Consider the following 19,927-nt stretch of genomic DNA (forward strand, 5'->3'; position numbering starts at 1 on the left):
ATGTCGTTTGTGATTTTGGCCGTACTGGGATTAGTTGCAGGTACGGTAGGAAGCCTGATTGGGCTTGGCGGCGGAATTGTCATCGTTCCGTCTCTGATGTTTTTGAGCACAGTGACGCCGCTGTATCAAGATGTGACGCCACAGGTTGCGATTGGAACTTCGCTTTTGGTCATTATTTTTACGGGTCTTTCTTCAACTTTGGCTTATATTAAATATAAAACCGTTGATTATAAAAGCGGGCTCATATTTTTTATCGGTTCAGGGCCCGGCAGTATTCTCGGGGCTTACGTGTCAAAGCTGTTCAATTCAAACTCGTTTTCCATTTGGTTTGGCATTTTTATGATTCTTATTTCATTAACCTTAATGCTGAAAGCGAAAGCCCGGCCGGTCAACAAAGCTCATAAAGGAATTATTCGGACATTTCAGGATGAGGCTGGTGAGCCTTATACGTATTCATATCAGGCCCCTGTCGGCATTGCGATTGCTTTTGTTGTCGGCTTTTTAGGCGGGCTTTTCGGAATAGGCGGCGGATCGCTCATGGTTCCGGCGATGATGCTGTTATTCCTGTTTCCGCCGAAGGTTGCGGTGGCAACGTCCATGTTTATTATATTCCTGTCCTCAATGACAGGGTCTGTTTCACATATTATTTCCGGGCACGTCAATTGGCTGTACGCCCTCGCGCTTGTGCCCGGCGCTTGGATCGGCGGAAAGCTTGGCGCCGCCATCAACAGAAAAATGAAGACGAAAACGATCGTGATGATCATGCGGATCGTGTTGATTTTGATCGGCTGCCAGCTCATTTATGAAGGCATTTTCAGCTGAACGATTAGGGAGAGATAATATGAAAGAGAAGCTCCGCTTATATCATACCAATGATTTGCACAGCCATTTTGAAAACTGGCCGAAAATTGTAGATTATATCGAGCAGAAAAGAAAAGAGCGTCAATCAGACAGCGGAGAGACGCTCGTTTTTGATCTTGGCGATCATCTTGATCGTTTTCATTTCGTGACAGAGGCGACTTTCGGAAAAGCGAATGTCGATCTCTTAAACCGTCTACATATTGATGGAGCGACGATCGGCAATAACGAAGGGATCACGCTTCCGCATGAAGAGCTCGCTGCCTTATATCATCATGCTGAATTTCCCGTTATCGTCTCCAATCTGTATGACAAAAACGGAAACCGTCCATCCTGGGCGGTTCCTTACCATTTCAAATCATTGAAAAACGGTATGTCCATTGCTATCTTAGGCGTAACTGTGCCGTATTATCCTGTCTATGACAAGCTGGGATGGACAGTAACCGATGCCCTTGAAAGCGTAAAGGAAACCATTCAGGAAGTGAAAGGGCAGGCTGACATCATCGTTCTGCTGTCGCATTTAGGCATTCTTGATGATCAGGCAATGGCTGAAGCGATCCCTGAGATTGATGTGATCCTCGAATCGCACACCCATCATTTGCTTGAAGATGGACAAGTGGTAAACGGCGTATTGCTTGCCAGCGCCGAGAAATACGGGCATTATGTCGGCTGTGTAGAAATCACAGTCGACAGCGTACAGCGAAGCATCATCAGCAAAACAGCGTCTGTGCAGAACATGGCGGAATGGACAGGAGAATCCGAAGAAACAAAAGCGTTTCTTCATGAAAAAGAACGTGAAGCCGAAGATAAGCTGTCCGATGTCGTTGCGGAGCTTGCGCAAGATGCTGAGGTGAAGTGGTTTGAAGAATCAGAGCTGCCTTTGCTTTTGGCATTCGCGCTAAAGGAATGGTGCGGGACGGACATGAGTATGGTGAACTCCGGTGTCATTCTCGGTCCGCTGAGAGCGGGCCCTGTGACGAAGCTGGATCTGCACCGCATCTGTCCCCATCCGATCAACCCGGTGGCTGTCCGGCTGACGGGAGAAGAACTGAAAGAGACCATTGTCCATGCCGCTTCCGAACAAATGGAGCAGCTCCGGATCAAAGGGCTCGGCTTCCGCGGAGAAGTAATGGGGAAAATGGTGTACGCGGGTGTTGATGTAGAAACGAAACGGCTGGATGACGGGATCACGCATGTCACACGCGTCACGCTGAACGGGGAAGAGATTGATAAACATAAACAATACTCCGTTGCCGTGCTTGACATGTTTACGCTCGGCAGACTGTTCCCGATCATCCGCGACGCCGCAGAAAAAGAATATTTTATGCCGGAGTTTTTGCGGGATCTGCTCGCATGGAAGCTCGCGCAATAAGGAGGTCAGCCCACAACAAGCTCTGCCCTTCATCATAAAGTGATGAATGAAGGGAGAGGTTGACGTGGTAAATCTGACACCAATCATGATAGAAGGACAGCCTTTTACAGCTGTGACAGTGAAGCTTCCAAAAACAAATTTTATGGCGGTCAATAATGATCATGGATACATTATGTGCGGGGCGCTTGATGTGGCGCTGCTGAATGAAAAATTAAAGGAGCGGGGCATTGTGGCGGGGCGCGCAGTTGGGGTACGCACCATTGACCAGCTGTTAGACGCACCTTTAGAATCCGTCACGTACGCCGCGGAAGATCTCGGCATCCATGCCGGCATGAGCGGCAGAGAAGCGCTTTTAAAAATGGTGAAATAAAATAATTTGGCCCGGCTATTACTATGTCCCCTCTTACAAGCATACATTGTGATATGTAAGGGGGGATTTTCTTGCCAAGATATCGCGGCCCTTTTCGCAAGAGAGGACCTTTGCCTTTCCGGTACGTGCTGCTCTTGTCGGTTGCCTTTTTTATCCTTTCGACAACAGTCAGCCTCTGGATGATCAATGGCTCGATTAAACCTGTTTTAATGAGTATCGGCGAGATGGAAACGAAGCGTATAGCGACAGAGGTGATTCAGGATTCAATTGAGGATTATATGTCTGACAGTGAAAATATGAAAGATATGTTTCAAATGAATTCTGATGAAAATGGAAAATTAACGACAATCGATTTTAATACACAGGTTATAAACAGTGTGAAAACAAAAGTGACAAAGCAGCTTCAGGCTCATTTGAAAGAGATGGAAACCCACACCGGGCACAGCGGGGCCAGTGAGAATATAATGATCAACATTCCGCTGGGACAGGTAACAGGCAACAGTCTCCTTGGAAACCTGGGACCAAAAATACCGGTCCGGTTCAATTTAATCGGTGACGCTTTTACAGATGTCAAAACCAAAATCAAGCCGTATGGCATTAATAATGCACTTATTGATATCAGCATCTTTGTCGAAATTAAAGTGAAGGTTATCATTCCGTTTGCAAGCAAAACCGCTGTCATCACAAATAACGTTCCTGTATCGATTAAAGCAGTGCAGGGCGAAGTGCCGCAGTTTTATAACGGAAGCGGCGGCTCAGGTGTCACCCCTTCTGTCCAGCTTCCAAGCAGCAAAGAAGAGGACGGTGCCGATTCGAAAAGTGAAAAAGGCAGTCAATAAGCCGCCTGTTTTAGAGGCGGCTTTTCGTTATTTCTTTTTTTTGTACTCATAACGCTCCCACGCTCTCAAATGCGGGTATGGATCAAACGACCATTCGGTTTTTCCGTTATCTTTATACATGCCGTAGTGAAGGTGCGGCGGGAACTTCCCGGCGGTTCCCGGCGGGCCGTATCCTGAGCTGCCGACTGACCCGATCACTTGGCCGGGCTCAACGATTTGCCCTGCTTTTATCCCTTTGGCAAATCCATTAAGATGGGCAAAATAATGATACGTATTGTTAATGTCTCTGATGCCGATTCTCCATCCGCCGAAGCGGTTCCAGCCCTTCATTTCAACTACGCCGTAACAGGTGGATCTGACCGGAAGGCCGTAACGGGCAAAAATATCCGTGCCTTCATGAATCCGTCTCCCTCCGAAGCCCCGTGCATCTCCCCACGTACTGCGATAGCTGTAATCGGTTCTGATCGGAAGCGGAAACGCATGCTCGTCCAGATCAATATGGCCGTAAGTTTTAAACAGCTTCATGAATTCAGAGATGATCCCTACTGTCTGATCCCGGCGGTAATAATTCCAAAGCCCGATGCGGATGTTGTCTTCATCTGTGCCATACGACAGCAAGTATTGGCTGAATGTATACAAAATATCGTCATCATTGCTGACCTCGGCTTTCCCGTCACCGTCACCATCCATACCGATTCCGTCAAACACTTTAATGCTTAACGGCGCATCGTCTTTCGGATTCGGGTTTTCAGGTCCGCTCCAGATTTCATCGGGTATATAGATGCTGATGATTCCCGCTTTGTCAGGCAGGTCTTTTCGGTTGCTTCGCACATTTTCCTCGTATTGATCTACTGCGGCGAGCGCATACCAAGGAATCTGCGTCACAGCCTCGACTTTATGATATAATTCCATCCGTTTCGACAGTACTGGATCAGAAAGCTTTTTTCCAAACGCAGAAGGCTCAAACGCAAACAAAAGGAGAAGAAGAGCGGATAACAAAACTTTCACAAAAATAATCTCCTTTCATATTGAATACACATAGTTTGCGGCAAGCCGGCTTAAAAATGTCAGTAATCATCTTCCCTTGTCGAGAAATTTTTCCTATGTTAAAGTGTCTAAAGAAAAGACTTTCTTTAGTTAGAAAAACATGATTTATGCTGCAGAAAAAAAACCTGCACCTTTCTCGTTTTCAGAATGTTTCGTGCCAGAAATTTGAGTATATTGGATATTGGAGATGATGGGAATTGGCAAAGAAAGACGAACACCTCAGAAAGCCCGAATGGCTCAAAATCAAATTAAATACAAATGAAAACTATACAGGGCTCAAAAAACTCATGCGGGAAAACAACCTGCATACCGTATGCGAAGAAGCTAAGTGTCCGAATATTCATGAATGCTGGGCGGTCAGACGTACAGCGACATTTATGATTTTAGGTTCTGTTTGTACAAGAGCATGCCGTTTTTGTGCTGTCAAAACGGGCCTTCCAACTGAGCTTGATCTGCAAGAGCCGGAACGCGTGGCGGATTCTGTCGCCCTTATGAATCTGAAACACGCGGTCATTACGGCTGTTGCGCGTGACGACCAGAAAGACGGCGGAGCTGGCATTTTCGCGGAAACGGTCCGTGCGATCCGCAGAAAAAGCCCGTTCACGACAATTGAGGTGCTCCCGTCTGATATGGGCGGAAACTACGATAACCTGAAAACCTTGATGGATACACGCCCAGACATCCTGAATCACAATATCGAAACGGTTCGCCGCCTGACGCCAAGAATCCGCGCGCGCGCGACGTACGACCGTTCGCTGGAATTTTTGCGCCGTGCGAAAGAAATGCAGCCTGATATTCCGACAAAATCAAGCATCATGATCGGACTCGGTGAAACGAAAGAGGAAATTATTGAAGTTATGGACGACCTCTTGGCAAACAACGTGGATATTATGGCAATCGGCCAATATCTGCAGCCGACGAAGAAACACTTGAAAGTCCAAAAATACTATCACCCTGACGAATTTGCAGAATTAAAGGAAATCGCGATGCAAAAAGGCTTCAGCCACTGTGAAGCCGGTCCGCTTGTCCGTTCATCTTACCATGCGGATGAACAGGTGAACGAAGCATCTAAAAAGCGCCAAGCACAAGCATAATGCCAAAACGCCAGATCATCTGGCGTTTTTGTCGTTCCTATTGATTTTCATGTCCTGGCGGGTTTCTCCGTTGGCATTTTCATTCTCTGAGACAGGGCTTCCTTGCGGAGAGGTTTTCATATCTTCAATCGTCCTCGACATGTTCTCTCTGATATTTCTGGAACCGGAGCCGAGATGGCTGTCATTTTCGATGGACTGTATATGGTTTGGGTTATCGGAAATATACACATGATAGTATCGCGGAATCACTGAAGCGGCTGTTTTTTTCACCTGATCGGCCGTCAGCTCGCGGTTTTTGGAATCGGTTTTGTATACGACAAGCGCTTCTTGATCGGTCACCAGCGTTGCAGCCTCTTGAATATGGGGGAGCTGAACCGTTAAACTTGATATCATGTGAGCGGTTTCTTCCCGGTTCATCACCGGTACTTGCTGCTGTTCGCCGTCGAATTGTTCTTTTTGATAGCGGACATAGCCAAATTGTTCGTTCTTATCATGCCGGTTAAAAGCCTTGTTGCGGTCAGACACATGAATGGGTCTGGTTTGATTCTGCGTCTGATTTTGGGCGTTTTGCTTGGCATTATTAAATCCTGCGCCTCCGCACCCGGATAAAAGCCCAGTCAACAGGCAGAGGCTGACAGCAGTTCGTTTCATATATAAATCCCTCCTCATATGTAGGGTAGCCAAATCGCATGATTTATTCTTTAGCAATTGATGGGGACGGGGCAATGAATTATGATAGGAATGAGTGAAAAAGAGGTGAGATCATGATTCTTATTCAAAATGCCGAATTTGAATTGGTGCACAATTTCAAAGATGGCTTCAACGAAGAGGCTTTTAAAGCCCGCTACTCCGATATTTTAAATAAATACGATTATATTGTGGGAGACTGGGGATACGGTCAGCTCAGGCTCAAGGGCTTCTTTGACGACCAGAATCAAAAGGCAACCTTCGAAACGAAAATCAGCACACTAGATGAATACATTTACGAATACTGCAATTTCGGCTGTGCGTATTTTGTCTTGAAACGGATCAGAAAATAAACATACACAAAGGGGATGCTGTCATGTATTTTGTTGACAGAAACAAGATCGAGCAAACACTCGGTTTCTTTGAGCACCAGCTGGCACTTTTTAACTCACAAAGAGATTGGCAGTCTGAAATCGAGAGACTGGCGCTTGAGCGTATAGGCCATCTGTTAATCGAGTGCATTCTGGATACAGGCAATGACATGATTGACGGTTTTATTATGCGGGACCCGGGCAGCTATAATGACATTATGGACATACTTGTTGATGAAAAAGTTGTCACGGAAAAAGAGGGAACTGAGCTCAAGAAATTGATCGCCTACCGCAAAACATTGGTTCAGCAGTACCTGCTCGCCGACAGCGCCGAACTTTACAGGCTGATCACGGCGCATCAGACAGCTCTTCAAGCCTTCCCGAAACGGATCAGAAGCTACTTGGAAACAGAGCTTGGCCCTGTTTCCGCGTTTAAATAACAACTGGAAAGCCACAGGAGTGTTGGACATGAAAACATATAAAGGGTATTTAATTGATTTAGACGGAACAATGTACAATGGCACGGAAAAAATCGAGGAAGCGTGTGAATTTGTCAGAACGCTGAAAGCGCGCGGCGTTCCTTATCTTTTCGTGACAAACAACTCTTCGCGCACACCGAAGCAGGTGGCAGACAAGCTCGTGTCTTTTGATATTCCTGCAACGGAAGAGCAGGTCTTCACGACCAGCATGGCGACTGCCCAGCATATCGCCCAGCAGAAAAAAGACGCGTCTGTGTATGTGATCGGGGAAGAAGGAATCCGTCAGGCGATTGAAGAAAACGGCCTGACGTTTGGCGGGGAAAACGCGGATTTTGTCGTTGTTGGTATTGACCGTTCCATTACATACGAAAAATTTGCTGTCGGCTGCCTGGCCATCAGAAATGGCGCCCGCTTTATATCCACAAACGGAGATATTGCGATCCCCACCGAAAGAGGCCTCCTGCCTGGAAACGGTTCGCTGACATCTGTATTAACCGTATCCACAGGCGTACAGCCGGTATTTATCGGCAAGCCGGAATCAATCATTATGGAACAGGCGATGCGCGTTCTCGGAACGGATGTGTCCGAAACACTCATGGTCGGCGACAACTACGCGACGGACATTATGGCCGGCATTAACGCCGGTATGGATACACTGCTTGTGCACACAGGCGTAACAAAAAGAGAGCATATGACAGACGATATGGAAAAACCGGCTCACGCCATTGACTCACTGACTGAATGGATTCCATACATTTAAAAAAGGGCGCCCCAAAAGGGTGCCCTTATTCTGTGTGCCGCGCGCGGTGTGCGAGCCTGCTTGAGGCCGCCGCGGAAATCGCTCCGACGATGTCATCTAGAAAGGTATGGCATTCGCCGGTTGATTTATCGTTCAAATGTTTAAGGATTCCGGGTTTTTCTTTATCGATGTAACCGTAGTTCGTAAACCCGATTGATCCGTAAATATTTACTATGGAAAATGCCAGAACTTCATCCACTCCATATAAACTTTCATCTGTTTCCAGCATCGTTTGCACTGGTTCAGACAGTTTTTTCTGCTCAGCAAGAACATCCAATTCAATGCCCGTTAAAATCGCGTTTTGCACCTCGCGTTTTGCGAGAACGCGATTGACGTTCAACGTGCATTCATCAATGTGTAAATCCGGATGATATTTTTTTTGCAGGAAAAAGACTAGCTCGGCAATGTCTGACACCTCAACGCCGCGCTCCTTCATCCGTGCTCTTGCTTTTGCTTCCATCTGGCTGATTTGTTCGTTTTCTGACATCAGTTTCACCCAATCTTTTTTACTAGTTTATACAAAATATTTGAGATGTTTACGACTTTTTCTTGCGTCTTCGTCGGATTAAAATATGTATTCATAATTCCGGACGTGTATGACTACGATGTGATGAGCCCTAATTCAACAGGCAGGTGATCATGATGAAAGGCACAATAAAAGAAAAATACGGTATTCACATCAGGCAGCTTTCCATGTATCAGCACACATATCAATGCTTTCAGACACCGAATTCATTCTTTCTGATTGTCCCCGTTTCCCAATTCTCAGATACAGAGCTGGCGGAGCTTTATTACATGAGTCAGTATTTACAAGAACAAAGTGACCCATACGTTCCGATTTTTATCTTTACAAAACAAGGTGAGCTGACATTTGAACATGAGGGAAAAACGTACGCTCTGCTGAAAGCGGCACCACCTTATTCAAACCGGGCGTTCTCCATTGGAGCGGAACTGGCGGAATTTCACCGAAAAGGCAGAGGGTACCCGTATGAAGTGAAGGCAGCCGGAAGAATCGGCCAGTGGAAAGATTTGTGGGGAAAACGCATTGATCAGCTGGAAGTGTTTTGGCAGCGAAAGGTTCAGACTCCTCCGCACGAGCCATTCGATAAAAAAATGATCGAATCATTTCCATATTATTTAGGACTGTCAGAAAACGCGATACAATATTTAGTGGACACTGAGCTGGATGACAAACCCCAAGCTGCTGATTCTGGAACGATATGCCACCAGCGGATGGAAAGACATACGTGGTCATCCGAATCTTTGATCAGGATTCCTGCGGATTGGGTATTTGACCACGCTTCACGCGATTTGGCTGAGTATATGAGGCATACGTTTTTGCATCACCGACAAGATTTTAATCAGCAGGGCTTTCTCTTTTTACAGGAATACGAGAAAGTCACGCTGCTGTCTTCGTTTTCAAAACGTCTCCTGTACAGCCGTCTGCTCTTTCCGCTTCATTATTTTGAAATCGTGGAGAGCTACTACATGTCATCAGAATCAGAAAAGCATTATTATGAAGAGCAGCTTGACTTCATTCTGAATGATTGCGGACGCTATGAACAATTTCTCAATACAGCACAGGAATTCATGAATATGCGGGCGCAGAAGCCATTTGTTCCCCGCGTGAGCTGGCTCGGCAAAGGAAGCAGAGGATGAGGAGAAAATCTGACAAAAATAATTAGAAAATAAAGAATCTTGTCATATCAGTTGGTTAAGCGTTTACATTCGTAAAATTCAGCCTATTGCTATCTTGTCAAAACAAGAGCGGGCTTATATAATGTTTGTAACTTATATGTCTGTGTTGAGTTAACAATTGTCTTTTTTGAGAGGACAATTAAAAGAAAGGTGGAGTTTTTTTGAAAGCGATTCGTGTAGGGCTTTTAGGTTTAGGTACCGTCGGAAGCGGTGTCGTTAAAATTATTCAAGACCATCAGGATAAGCTGATGCATCAAGTCGGCTGTCCGGTTACGATAAAAAAAGTGCTTGTAAAAGATCTAGAGAAAAAGAGAGAAGTAGATTTCCCGAAGGAAGTGCTCACGACAGAAGTGTATGATGTCATCGATGATCCAGATGTTGATGTCGTTATCGAGGTAATTGGCGGAGTGGAGCAGACAAAACAATATTTGGTCGACGCGCTCAGATCGAAAAAGCATGTTGTCACAGCAAACAAGGATTTAATGGCTGTGTACGGCTCCGAGCTGCTTGCGGAAGCGAAGGAAAATGGCTGTGACATCTACTTTGAAGCCAGTGTTGCCGGCGGGATTCCGATTCTGCGCACGTTAGAGGAAGGCCTCTCATCAGACCGGATTACAAAAATGATGGGGATCGTGAACGGAACAACGAACTTTATCTTAACAAAAATGATCAAAGAAAAAAGCCCTTACGAGGAAGTGCTCAAGGAAGCGCAGGATCTCGGTTTTGCCGAAGCTGATCCGACTTCAGACGTGGAAGGGCTTGACGCCGCAAGAAAAATGGCGATATTGGCGCGCCTCGGCTTCTCGATGAACGTGGATCTCGATGACGTCAAAGTAAAGGGAATCTCCCAAATTACAGACGAGGACATCAGCTTCAGCAAACGCCTTGGCTATACGATGAAGCTGATCGGGATTGCACAGCGTGACGGCAGCAAAATTGAAGTTAGCGTACAGCCGACACTGCTTCCTGACCACCATCCGCTTTCTGCTGTGCATAATGAGTTTAACGCCGTTTACGTATACGGCGAGGCTGTCGGTGAGACGATGTTCTACGGACCGGGAGCCGGAAGCATGCCGACTGCGACATCCGTTGTTTCTGATCTTGTCGCCGTCATGAAAAATATGCGCCTCGGCGTAACCGGCAACAGCTTTGTTGGGCCGCAATACGAGAAAAACATGAAATCGCCGTCAGACATTTACGCGCAGCAATTTTTAAGAATTCATGTTAAAGATCAGGTCGGTTCATTCTCGAAAATTACGTCTGTCTTCTCAGAACGAGGCGTGAGCTTTGAAAAGATCCTTCAGCTGCCGATTAAAGGCCATGATGAGTTAGCAGAAATCGTGATTGTCACGCACCATACATCAGAAGCTGATTTCAGTGATATCCTGCAAAACCTAAATGATTTGGAAGTCGTTCAAGAAGTCAAAAGCACATATCGTGTAGAAGGGAACGGTTGGAGTTAATGTGGAAAGGACTAATCCATCAATATAAAGAATTTTTACCTGTAACAGATCAAACACCGGCGCTTACTTTACATGAAGGGAACACACCTCTTATTTACCTGCCGAAGCTGTCTGAACAGCTGGGAATTGAACTTCATGTCAAAACGGAAGGCATCAATCCTACAGGATCATTTAAAGACCGCGGAATGGTCATGGCTGTGGCGAAAGCAAAAGAAGAAGGCAACGACACGATTATGTGCGCGTCTACAGGAAACACTTCCGCTGCTGCGGCTGCATATGCAGCCCGCGCTAACATGAAATGCATCGTGATCATCCCGAACGGCAAAATCGCGTTTGGAAAACTGGCTCAAGCTGTCATGTACGGAGCTGAAATTATCGCTATTGACGGAAACTTTGACGATGCGCTTAAAATTGTCCGCTCCATCTGTGAGAAATCACCGATTGCTCTTGTCAACTCAGTTAATCCTTACCGCATTGAAGGCCAAAAAACAGCTGCCTTCGAAGTGTGCGAACAGCTGGGAGAAGCGCCGGATGTTTTGGCCATCCCGGTCGGAAACGCAGGAAACATTACGGCATACTGGAAGGGATTCAAGGAATATCATGAGAAAAACGGCACTGGCCTTCCGAAGATGCGCGGATTTGAAGCGGAAGGCGCGGCGGCAATCGTGCGCAATGAAGTAATTGAAAATCCGGAAACAATAGCGACAGCCATTCGTATAGGAAACCCTGCAAGCTGGGACAAAGCTGTAAAGGCAGCTGAGGAATCCAACGGGAAAATTGACGAAGTCACTGACGATGAAATCCTTCACGCGTATCAGCTGATCGCCCGTGAAGAAGGTGTGTTTGCAGAACCGGGTTCTTGCGCGTCTATCGCAGGAGTGCTGAAACAGGTGAAGTCCGGAGACATTCCGAAAGGCAGCAAGGTCGTCGCTGTTTTAACAGGAAACGGACTGAAAGATCCGAACACAGCGGTCGACATTTCAGAAATCAAGCCGGTCACATTGCCGACCGATGAAGACAGCATTCTTGAATATTTAAAAGGAGCGGCCCGTGTATGAACGAAGCCGGCATGCTGTTCACTGTCACTGTTCCCGGAAGCACGGCTAACCTAGGCCCGGGTTTTGATTCAGTCGGAATGGCGCTCAGCAGGTATTTGAAGCTGACCGTCTTTGGAAGCGACAAATGGTCTTTTGAAGCTGAAACAGAAACAGTCGCCGGAATTCCGGCGGGTACAGATAATCTGATCTATCAAGTGGCAAAACGGACAGCTGATTTGTACGGAAAAGAAATGCCTCCCGTCCATGTGAAGGTATGGAGCGATATCCCGCTCGCCCGCGGCCTTGGCAGCAGCGCCGCGGCGATTGTAGCGGCCATTGAACTGGCTGATGAATTATGCGGCTTAAAGCTGTCTGAAGCGGACAAGCTGCATTTAGCCAGCCTTGAAGAAGGGCACCCGGATAATGCAGGCGCTTCTCTCGTTGGCGGGCTTGTCATCGGTCTGCATGAAGATGACGAGACACAAATGATCCGTGTCCCGGATGCTGACATTGACATTGTCGTTGTTATTCCTTTTTACGAGGTGCTGACAAGGGACGCAAGAGACGTGCTTCCGAAAGAGTTTCCGTATGCGGACGCTGTAAAAGCAAGTGCCGTCAGCAATTTGCTCGTTGCTGCGATCATGTCCAAGGATTGGCCGCTTGTCGGGAAAATCATGAAGAAGGATATGTTCCATCAGCCGTACAGGGCGATGCTTGTCCCCGAATTGTCAAAAGTAGAACACGTCGCCGAGATGAAGGGCGCATATGGAACGGCTCTCAGCGGAGCAGGCCCGACGATTCTCGTGATGACTGAAAAAGGAAAGGGAGCAAAGCTGAAAGAGCAGCTCACGCTTCATTTCCCTCATTGCGAAGTAGACGCTTTGACCGTTCCAAAAGAGGGAAGTATAATAGAGCGAAATCCTTTATATCAAGTAAAAAGTGTATAGAATATGCCAAGCGTTCCTCAGCGTCAGCGGAGGACGCTTTTTTTCTGCTGGAGATAAAGGAGTTTTTATTTAGAAAAACGAAATACATGTAAAAAGGAGGAGATGAATATGAAAAAGCTGATAACCGCAGAAGACATCACAGCGATTGTCTCTGTGACCGATCCTCAATACGCCCCAGACGGCAGCCGTGCCGCATACGTGCAGTCGCAAGTGAATCAAGAGAAAGATTCGTATACATCAAATATATGGGTTTATGAAACGAAAACCGGCGGGTCTGTTCCTTGGACATATGGAGAAAAGCAGAGTACGGACCCAAGATGGTCTCCGGACGGGCGTACGCTTGCCTTTATTTCTGATCGTGAAGACGATACAGCACAGCTCTATCTCATGAGCGCTGAAGGCGGAGAAGCGAGAAAGCTGACGAATATACCGTATGGCGTGTCAAAGCCGGTATGGTCCCCGGATGGCGAGTCGGTGCTTGTCACTGTCAGTTTGGGACAGGAGGAAAGGGTTGATGACCAAGAGAAAACGGAGCCGGACAGCTTTGAACCTGTTGAAGTGAAAGGTCTTTCCTATAAACGGGACGGCAAAGGGCTGACGAGAGGTGTGTATGCCCAACTTGTGCTTGTCAGCGTGAAGTCTGGCGAAGTAAAGCAGCTGACAAACCACAAAGCCGATCATGGCGACCTTGCTTTTTCTCCTGATGGCAAATCGCTTGTTTTCTCAGCTGATCTGACGGAAGCGGATGATGCCAGCAAGCCGCATGACGTCTGCATGATGTCGCTCGAGACTGGAGATTTCAAGGTGATTACGTCTCATCGCGGCTCATTCGGACCAAGTTCATTTTCACCGGACGGAAGGTATCTTGCTTTGCTTGGGCATGAACAGGAATATCAGAATGCAACGCTCGAAAAGGCGTGGCTTTATGATCTCGAACAAGACCGCCTTACATGTCTGACTGAAATGCTTGACGTTCATTTAGCGGATGCGCTCATTGGAGATTCATTGATCGGAGGTGCCGAGCAGCGCCCGGTTTGGACAAAAGACAGCCAAGGGTTTTATGTCATCGGCACAGATCAAGGCAGTACGGGAATCTACTATATATCTATTGAAGGCCTTGTGTATCCGATTCGTCTCGAAAAAGAGTACATCAATAGTTTTTCCATTTCACCTGACGAACAACACTTTATTGCGAGTGTGACAAAGCCGGACAGACCGAGTGAGCTTTACAGCATCCCGCTTGGGCAGAAAGAGAAACGCCTGACTGGCGCGAATGACAAGTTTGTCGGCGAGCATACGATGTCAATACCTGAAGATATTCAATATGTCACAGAAGACGGCGTGACGGTGAACGGCTGGCTGATGAAGCCTGCACAGGCTGAAGAGGAAACATCATATCCTCTTATTCTCAACATACACGGCGGTCCGCACATGATGTACGGGCATACATATTTTCATGAATTTCAAGTGCTGGCGGCGAAAGGATACGCGGTAGTGTATATCAATCCGAGAGGAAGCCACGGCTATGGGCAGGAATTTGTGAATGCCGTCAGAGGAGATTATGGAGGAAAGGATTATGAGGATGTGATGCAGGCAGTGGATGAGGCCATCAAACGAGATCCGCAGCTTGATCCTGAGCGGGTAGGTGTCACGGGCGGAAGCTATGGAGGCTTTATGACCAACTGGATCGTTGGACAGACGAATCGCTTTAAAGCCGCCGTCACCCAGCGCTCGATATCAAATTGGGTCAGCTTTCACGGCGTCAGTGATATCGGCTATTTCTTCACAGACTGGCAGCTTGAGCATGACATGTTTGCAGACACAGAAAAGCTCTGGGACCGTTCTCCTTTAAAATACGCAGCAAACGTGGAGACACCGCTATTGATTCTGCATGGTGAGCGGGATGACCGGTGCCCGATTGAGCAGGCGGAGCAGCTATTTATCGCCTTGAAAAAAATGGGCAAGGACACCATGCTCGTCCGTTTTCCAAAAGCGTCGCACAATTTGTCACGCAGCGGACACCCGGGGCAACGGATCAAGCGCCTAAATTATATCAGCTCATGGTTTGATCAATATCTCTAATAAAAAAGCCAGGCTGATCAAATATCAGCCTGGCTGCTTTATTAAAAGACTTGTTCTACTTCAACGACACCCGGCACTTCTTCAAGAAGAGCGCGTTCAATTCCGGCTTTCAGCGTAATTGTTGAACTTGGGCAGCTGCCGCATGCGCCTAGAAGACGAAGCTTAACGATACCTTCATCTATGTCTACAAGCTCACAGTCACCGCCGTCACGAAGTAAAAACGGACGAAGTTTGTCCAGTACTTCCTGCACCTGTTCTTTCATTTCAACCTCAGTCATGACATTCGCTCCTTTCGTCATCATAAAACCATTATATTCAGTGTAACAATAAAAATCTATTGTTTAGTTTGAAAAGTTGCTTTCCCCATTATAGCACATTCGGACTTGAACACAAAAACGGTTTTTTTCTATCAAAACGTCTTTTGGCTCTGTATACTGAAAAGAAAGGACTACAGGGAGAAGGGGGCGTTTATCAGTGACAAAACCAGTCATGCTCAGCGTCTACGGCGCAGAAACCATTTGTGCAAGCTGTGTCAATATGCCGACAGCCAAAGATACATACGAGTGGCTTGAGGCTGCGCTGAAAAGAAAATATCCAAATCAGCCTTTTGCGATGCAATATATCGATATTCATGAGCCGCCTGACAATAAACAAGAGAAAGAGCTTGCGGAAAAAATCAGAAATGATGAGTATTTTTATCCGCTTGTTCTCGTAGAAGACAAAATTGTCGGTGAAGGCAATCCGACATTAAAAGACGTCTATAAGGAAATGGAGAAGTACGGGTATACAGAAAACCGCTGACAAGATCAGCGGTTCTTCTCTATCATTAACCGTTATGGTGTTTGTACATCCATAGCAATCCGGATTTCAGCATGCGCGGAACACGGCCGATCAGCGGACGGTCAGCAACAAGGCCGAAGCCGGATTTTTTTCCAAGTGAGCCAAGAACGCCTTTCAGCTTAAACTGCGGCATTGACTCTGGAAGGGCTTCTCCATTCCAGCGTTTTTGCAAGATTTGGACAATCTGCTCTGCTTGCGCCTCTGCAAGCTGAGCGCTCGGTGCATGAGGAAGGCTGGCGCAATCACCGACAACGTACAAATGTTCATCACCGGGAAGATTGTGATGCGGCGTTAATACGATACGCCCTTGTGCATCCTTCTCCACATCTAAATCCCTGACGACTTTGTTCGACTGTATGCCAGCGGTCCATACGATGGCGTCCGCAGAAATCGGATCATCGTGGTTATACACAACGCCTTCTTCTACTTTGGTGATATTTGCCCTGTTAATAATACGGACACCGTGCTCTTCGAACCATTTTTGCACATATTTGCTCAAACGCTCGGGAAAGCTTGATAAAATGAGATCGCCGCGGTCAAACAAAATAATGTTCAGGTCGTCACGGCTTTCCCTCAATTCACTTGCAAGCTCAACGCCGCTTAAGCCCGCGCCGACAATGGCGACAGTGGCATTAGCGCTCAGGTTATTCAGCTTTTGATAAGTTTCTCGGGACTGGTCGATGGTTTGAATGCTATAGGTGAATTCAGGCGCTCCCGGCACGTTGTGATATTTATCCTCACAGCCGAGCCCGATCACAGCGTCATCGTAAGAAATCGGTTCACGATCATGGAACAGCACTTGTTTTTGTGCAATATCAATTGATGAGATATCTCCGTATTGGACATCCAGGCGAGGGTGCTCTGGGAATGACACTCTGATATGATGGTCAGAAATTGTGCCTGCGGCAAGGGCATAATATTCTGTTTTCAAGCAGTGATAAGGATTTCTGTCAATTAACGTGATTGAAACATCATCAGGCAGCTGGTTTGGCAATAAGCGATGAAGAACACGCATATTCCCGTAACCTCCGCCGATCAAGACCAATTTTTTCATTTGAATTCCCCTTTAATCCGAAGAGTATGATAGACACATTGAAGAAAATACGAACTATGTAAAATAACATCTAGAATTATATCGAATTTGATCTAAAATCACAATAATAGTTTGAAAATAACCTACAAATTAGCCTGGAATCGCAAATTAGTAAAACGTTATTCTGAAAATGATATGTTACGATAATAAATTTTGAAGAATCCATTGTCTTTGACGAATGGTGAAAAATTCGCGATAATGGACATATGTGAGGTGAAACCGCATGAATCCAATGATTGAATTTTGTGTCAGCAATCTGGCTCACGGCTCTCAGGAAGCCCGGGCGATTTTGGAGAAAGATCCAAACCTGGATGTCCTCGAATACGGCTGCTTAAGCTACTGCGGGAAATGCATGGAGTCGCTTTTCGCTCTTGTAAACGGAGAAGTCGTCATGGGTGAAACGCCTGCTGAGCTTGTTGAGAATATATATACATTTATTGAAGAAAACCCAATGTTTTGAAGAAAAGGGCCTGGACAGGCCCTTTTTTATTTTGTCGTCCAAAAGAACTAAAAAAATGTGTAGACATCAAAAACGATTATTGTTATCGTATAAAAGATTTGTTTTAAATAAATTTTAAGGGTGTAGGTGTATTCATGAGTGTTCTCTGGGGACTGCTGGGCGCAGTTGCGATCATTGCTATCGCGTTTTTATTTTCAGAAAAGAAAAGCAATATTAAAATAAGAACCGTCATCGTTGGTTTATGCATACAGGTGGCGTTTGGATACATCGTGTTAAAATGGGAAGCGGGACGCGCTGTTTTTTTATGGTTTTCAAGCCGTGTACAGCTTCTGATTGATTATGCGAATGAAGGCATCAGCTTTATTTTTGGACCGCTTCTAAAAGTCGGCGACAGTCCGGCATTTGCCTTAAGTGTACTGCCCGTTATCATTTTCTTCTCAGCACTGATTGCCGTTTTATATCATTTGAAAATCATGCAGCTCGTTTTCCGTGTCATCGGGGGCGGATTGTCGAAGCTTCTTGGGACAAGCAAAACGGAATCTCTTGCGGCTTCTGCTAATATTTTTGTGGGACAATCCGAATCTCCGTTAGTGATCAGGCCCCTGATTGCCGGTCTGACGCGCTCTGAATTGTTCACGATTATGACGAGCGGTCTATCGGCTGTTGCGGGTTCAACCTTGTTTGGATACGCGCTTCTCGGTATCCCGATTGAATACTTGCTTGCGGCCAGCTTTATGGCTGCTCCGGCTGGCCTTGTCTTTGGTAAATTGATTATACCCGAAACAGAAAAGCCGCAAACTATAAAAAGCGATTTCAAAATGGATGAAGGAGAAGGCGCAGCCAATGTCATTGACGCAGCTGCAAAGGGAGCTTCAACCGGACTGCAAATTGCCTTAAACGTCGGAGCGATGCTTCTTGCGTTCGTTGCATTAATCGCCGTAGTAAACGGTGTCCTTGGCGGAGTATTCGGCTTGTTCGGCTTAAAAGGTGTCACATTAGAATCCATTCTCGGCTATGTGTTTTCTCCAATCGCCTTTTTAATTGGCGTTCCTTGGCATGAAGCGTTGCAGGCAGGAAGTTATATCGGCCAGAAATTGGTGCTGAATGAGTTTGTCGCTTATTCTAACTTCGGTCCGCACATCGGTGAGTTTTCTAAGAAAACCGCTACGATTATCAGCTTCGCGTTATGCGGATTCGCCAATTTTTCATCAATTGCGATTATGCTTGGTACGCTTGGCGGTTTAGCGCCTAGCCGCCGTTCGGATATCGCGCGCCTCGGCCTGAAGGCTGTTCTTGCGGGAACATTAGCCAATCTGCTCAGCGCAGCCATTGCCGGCATGTTTATATAAACGATAAAAGCTCCTTGCGATTTGCAAGGAGCTTTTATGTATGAAAAACGGGGGATAATTATATTGTGTCCGTTTATAATAGCTCTTATACTAAAAAAAAGAAAAAAAGTTGGAGGCACCTATGAATTCATTTCGATTTACCAAAATGCACGGTCTGGGTAACAGCTATATCTATGTGAATCAATTTGAAGAGCAGCTCCCGGAAGAAAAACTGTCTGAGATTGCCATTCAGGTTTCTTCTGTTTATACAGGGATCGGTTCCGACGGAATGATCCTGATATGCCCTTCAGATCAAGCGCCTGTTAAAATGCGGATTTTTAATAATGACGGGTCTGAAGGAAAAAATTGCGGCAATGGTTTGCGCTGCGTCGCAAAATATGCGTATGAGCATAAGCTGGTTGAGGAAACATCTTTTCTGATTGAAACCCTCTCCGGGCTTGTGAGAGCGGAGGTTCAAGTTGAAAATGGGAAAGTGAATGTGGTTACTGTCGATATGGGCGAACCGCGCCTGACAAAAGCCGAGCTTCCGATGCTTGACGGCGGGGAAGAGCACACGATCAATGAAACGATGGCATTTGGGGAAGTTGAACTAACAGGCACTGCCGTTTCAATGGGAAATCCCCATATCGTTTTTCCGATCGCTGACATTGAACAGGCACCTCTGACGACACTAGGACCGGTGATTGAGAAAGATCCGAGATTTCCGGAAGGCGTCAATGTGGAATTCGTCGAAACCGTGAATGATCATGAGTTGCATTTCCGCGTCTGGGAACGGGGATCAGGTGTTACTCAGGCATGCGGGACAGGAGCATGTGCAGCTGCGGTTGCATCTGTGTTAAACGGCGTATCAAAACGAAATCAGGACATCACGGTGCATTTAGCAGGCGGAGATTTGGTGATTAACTGGAAAGACAACGGCCATGTGATGATGACAGGGCCGGCTGAGACCGTTTGCGAGGGTGTCTATTTTTTGTAAAACACCTCGTTTGAGAATTGGACGAATCATGTTTATAATAAAAGACAACATCCGGTTTTTAAAAGG

General features: G+C 46.4%; 22 protein-coding genes. 17 read left to right on the forward strand and 5 right to left on the reverse strand.

Translation table 11 applies throughout. The features are described from left to right. From V6D41_RS13195 to yunB, 4 genes are all read left to right on the forward strand, one after another. Positions 1–822, forward strand: a complete 822-nt coding sequence (locus V6D41_RS13195) for a sulfite exporter TauE/SafE family protein (RefSeq protein ID WP_333518495.1) — start codon at positions 1–3, stop codon at positions 820–822. 19 nt (positions 823–841) lie between these two features. After that, positions 842–2,230, forward strand: a complete 1,389-nt coding sequence (locus tag V6D41_RS13200) for a bifunctional metallophosphatase/5'-nucleotidase (RefSeq protein ID WP_333518496.1) — start codon at positions 842–844, stop codon at positions 2,228–2,230. 64 nt (positions 2,231–2,294) lie between these two features. Continuing rightward, a complete protein-coding gene (locus tag V6D41_RS13205; protein WP_333518497.1) occupies positions 2,295–2,600 on the forward strand; it encodes a YunC family protein in 306 nt (101 codons plus the stop codon). 71 nt (positions 2,601–2,671) lie between these two features. Next, positions 2,672–3,439, forward strand: coding sequence for a sporulation protein YunB (gene yunB / locus V6D41_RS13210; protein WP_333518498.1), 768 nt, complete (start codon positions 2,672–2,674; stop codon positions 3,437–3,439). Between the two features lie 27 nt (positions 3,440–3,466). On the opposite strand, the gene lytH is transcribed toward yunB, so the two are convergent. Next, the gene (gene lytH / locus V6D41_RS13215; RefSeq protein ID WP_148964010.1) at positions 3,467–4,447 is read right to left on the reverse strand and encodes an L-Ala--D-Glu endopeptidase; all 981 of its coding nucleotides are present in this window, start codon (positions 4,445–4,447) and stop codon (positions 3,467–3,469) included. 236 nt (positions 4,448–4,683) lie between these two features. Between lytH and lipA the strand changes: the two genes are divergently transcribed. Then, positions 4,684–5,580, forward strand: coding sequence for a lipoyl synthase (gene lipA / locus V6D41_RS13220; RefSeq protein WP_087993329.1), 897 nt, complete (start codon positions 4,684–4,686; stop codon positions 5,578–5,580). Between the two features lie 15 nt (positions 5,581–5,595). Here lipA and V6D41_RS13225 read toward each other — a convergent pair whose 3' ends face one another. Next, positions 5,596–6,231 carry a YhcN/YlaJ family sporulation lipoprotein gene (locus V6D41_RS13225; protein WP_333518499.1) on the reverse strand — a complete coding sequence of 212 codons (636 nt, stop codon included), beginning with the start codon at positions 6,229–6,231 and terminating at the stop codon, positions 5,596–5,598. A gap of 113 nt (positions 6,232–6,344) precedes the next feature. Here V6D41_RS13225 and V6D41_RS13230 point away from each other — a divergent pair, with 113 nt between their 5' ends. The 3 genes from V6D41_RS13230 to nucF are packed head-to-tail and all read left to right on the forward strand — an operon-like array spanning position 6,345 to position 7,877. Further along, positions 6,345–6,620 (forward strand): YutD family protein, encoded by a 276-nt coding sequence (locus V6D41_RS13230; RefSeq protein ID WP_003228682.1) that lies wholly within the window; start codon positions 6,345–6,347, stop codon positions 6,618–6,620. Between the two features lie 23 nt (positions 6,621–6,643). Continuing rightward, complete coding sequence (locus tag V6D41_RS13235; RefSeq protein ID WP_333518500.1) at positions 6,644–7,078, forward strand: DUF86 domain-containing protein; 435 nt, start codon at positions 6,644–6,646, stop codon at positions 7,076–7,078. 28 nt (positions 7,079–7,106) lie between these two features. Further along, positions 7,107–7,877, forward strand: coding sequence for a 5' nucleotidase NucF (gene nucF / locus V6D41_RS13240; RefSeq protein WP_333518501.1), 771 nt, complete (start codon positions 7,107–7,109; stop codon positions 7,875–7,877). Between the two features lie 25 nt (positions 7,878–7,902). Here the strand turns inward: nucF and V6D41_RS13245 are convergent, their stop codons facing one another. Further along, positions 7,903–8,403 carry a phosphatidylglycerophosphatase A family protein gene (locus V6D41_RS13245; protein ID WP_087993324.1) on the reverse strand — a complete coding sequence of 167 codons (501 nt, stop codon included), beginning with the start codon at positions 8,401–8,403 and terminating at the stop codon, positions 7,903–7,905. Positions 8,404–8,555: 152 nt separating this feature from the next. On the opposite strand from V6D41_RS13245, the gene cotNH reads away from it, so the two are divergent. From cotNH to V6D41_RS13270, 5 genes are all read left to right on the forward strand, one after another. After that, positions 8,556–9,575 carry a spore coat-associated protein CotNH gene (gene cotNH, locus V6D41_RS13250; protein ID WP_333518502.1) on the forward strand — a complete coding sequence of 340 codons (1,020 nt, stop codon included), beginning with the start codon at positions 8,556–8,558 and terminating at the stop codon, positions 9,573–9,575. Between the two features lie 200 nt (positions 9,576–9,775). Next, positions 9,776–11,077, forward strand: coding sequence for a homoserine dehydrogenase (locus V6D41_RS13255; RefSeq protein ID WP_333518503.1), 1,302 nt, complete (start codon positions 9,776–9,778; stop codon positions 11,075–11,077). Further along, positions 11,077–12,135 carry a threonine synthase gene (gene thrC / locus V6D41_RS13260; protein ID WP_087993343.1) on the forward strand — a complete coding sequence of 353 codons (1,059 nt, stop codon included), beginning with the start codon at positions 11,077–11,079 and terminating at the stop codon, positions 12,133–12,135. The genes V6D41_RS13255 and thrC overlap by 1 nt, the downstream gene beginning before the upstream one ends. Continuing rightward, a complete protein-coding gene (thrB, locus tag V6D41_RS13265; protein WP_087993321.1) occupies positions 12,132–13,061 on the forward strand; it encodes a homoserine kinase in 930 nt (309 codons plus the stop codon). Before thrC ends, thrB begins: the two co-directional genes overlap by 4 nt. A 108-nt stretch (positions 13,062–13,169) precedes the next feature. Next, positions 13,170–15,143 (forward strand): S9 family peptidase, encoded by a 1,974-nt coding sequence (locus V6D41_RS13270; protein ID WP_333518504.1) that lies wholly within the window; start codon positions 13,170–13,172, stop codon positions 15,141–15,143. Between the two features lie 41 nt (positions 15,144–15,184). On the opposite strand, the gene V6D41_RS13275 is transcribed toward V6D41_RS13270, so the two are convergent. After that, on the reverse strand, positions 15,185–15,481 hold the full coding sequence (locus V6D41_RS13275) for a NifU family protein (RefSeq protein WP_250621913.1): 297 nt from the start codon (positions 15,479–15,481) through the stop codon (positions 15,185–15,187). Between the two features lie 136 nt (positions 15,482–15,617). Here V6D41_RS13275 and V6D41_RS13280 point away from each other — a divergent pair, with 136 nt between their 5' ends. Beyond that, positions 15,618–15,944 (forward strand): YuzD family protein, encoded by a 327-nt coding sequence (locus V6D41_RS13280; RefSeq protein ID WP_148964003.1) that lies wholly within the window; start codon positions 15,618–15,620, stop codon positions 15,942–15,944. A gap of 25 nt (positions 15,945–15,969) precedes the next feature. On the opposite strand, the gene V6D41_RS13285 is transcribed toward V6D41_RS13280, so the two are convergent. Further along, positions 15,970–17,037 carry an NAD(P)/FAD-dependent oxidoreductase gene (locus V6D41_RS13285; protein WP_333518505.1) on the reverse strand — a complete coding sequence of 356 codons (1,068 nt, stop codon included), beginning with the start codon at positions 17,035–17,037 and terminating at the stop codon, positions 15,970–15,972. 262 nt (positions 17,038–17,299) lie between these two features. Here V6D41_RS13285 and V6D41_RS13290 point away from each other — a divergent pair, with 262 nt between their 5' ends. The 3 genes from V6D41_RS13290 to dapF all read left to right on the forward strand — a co-directional run bounded on the left by V6D41_RS13290 (position 17,300) and on the right by dapF (position 19,861). Then, positions 17,300–17,536 carry a YuzB family protein gene (locus tag V6D41_RS13290; protein WP_087993317.1) on the forward strand — a complete coding sequence of 79 codons (237 nt, stop codon included), beginning with the start codon at positions 17,300–17,302 and terminating at the stop codon, positions 17,534–17,536. A gap of 134 nt (positions 17,537–17,670) precedes the next feature. Then, complete coding sequence (locus V6D41_RS13295; protein ID WP_333518506.1) at positions 17,671–18,885, forward strand: NupC/NupG family nucleoside CNT transporter; 1,215 nt, start codon at positions 17,671–17,673, stop codon at positions 18,883–18,885. Positions 18,886–19,006: 121 nt separating this feature from the next. Beyond that, on the forward strand, positions 19,007–19,861 hold the full coding sequence (gene dapF / locus V6D41_RS13300) for a diaminopimelate epimerase (RefSeq protein WP_333518507.1): 855 nt from the start codon (positions 19,007–19,009) through the stop codon (positions 19,859–19,861). Positions 19,862–19,927 lie beyond the last annotated feature (66 nt).

Origin of the sequence: Bacillus sp. 0102A (assembly GCF_036765155.1) — a bacterium.
Taxonomy (GTDB): Bacteria; Bacillota; Bacilli; order Bacillales; family Bacillaceae; genus Bacillus; species Bacillus subtilis_G.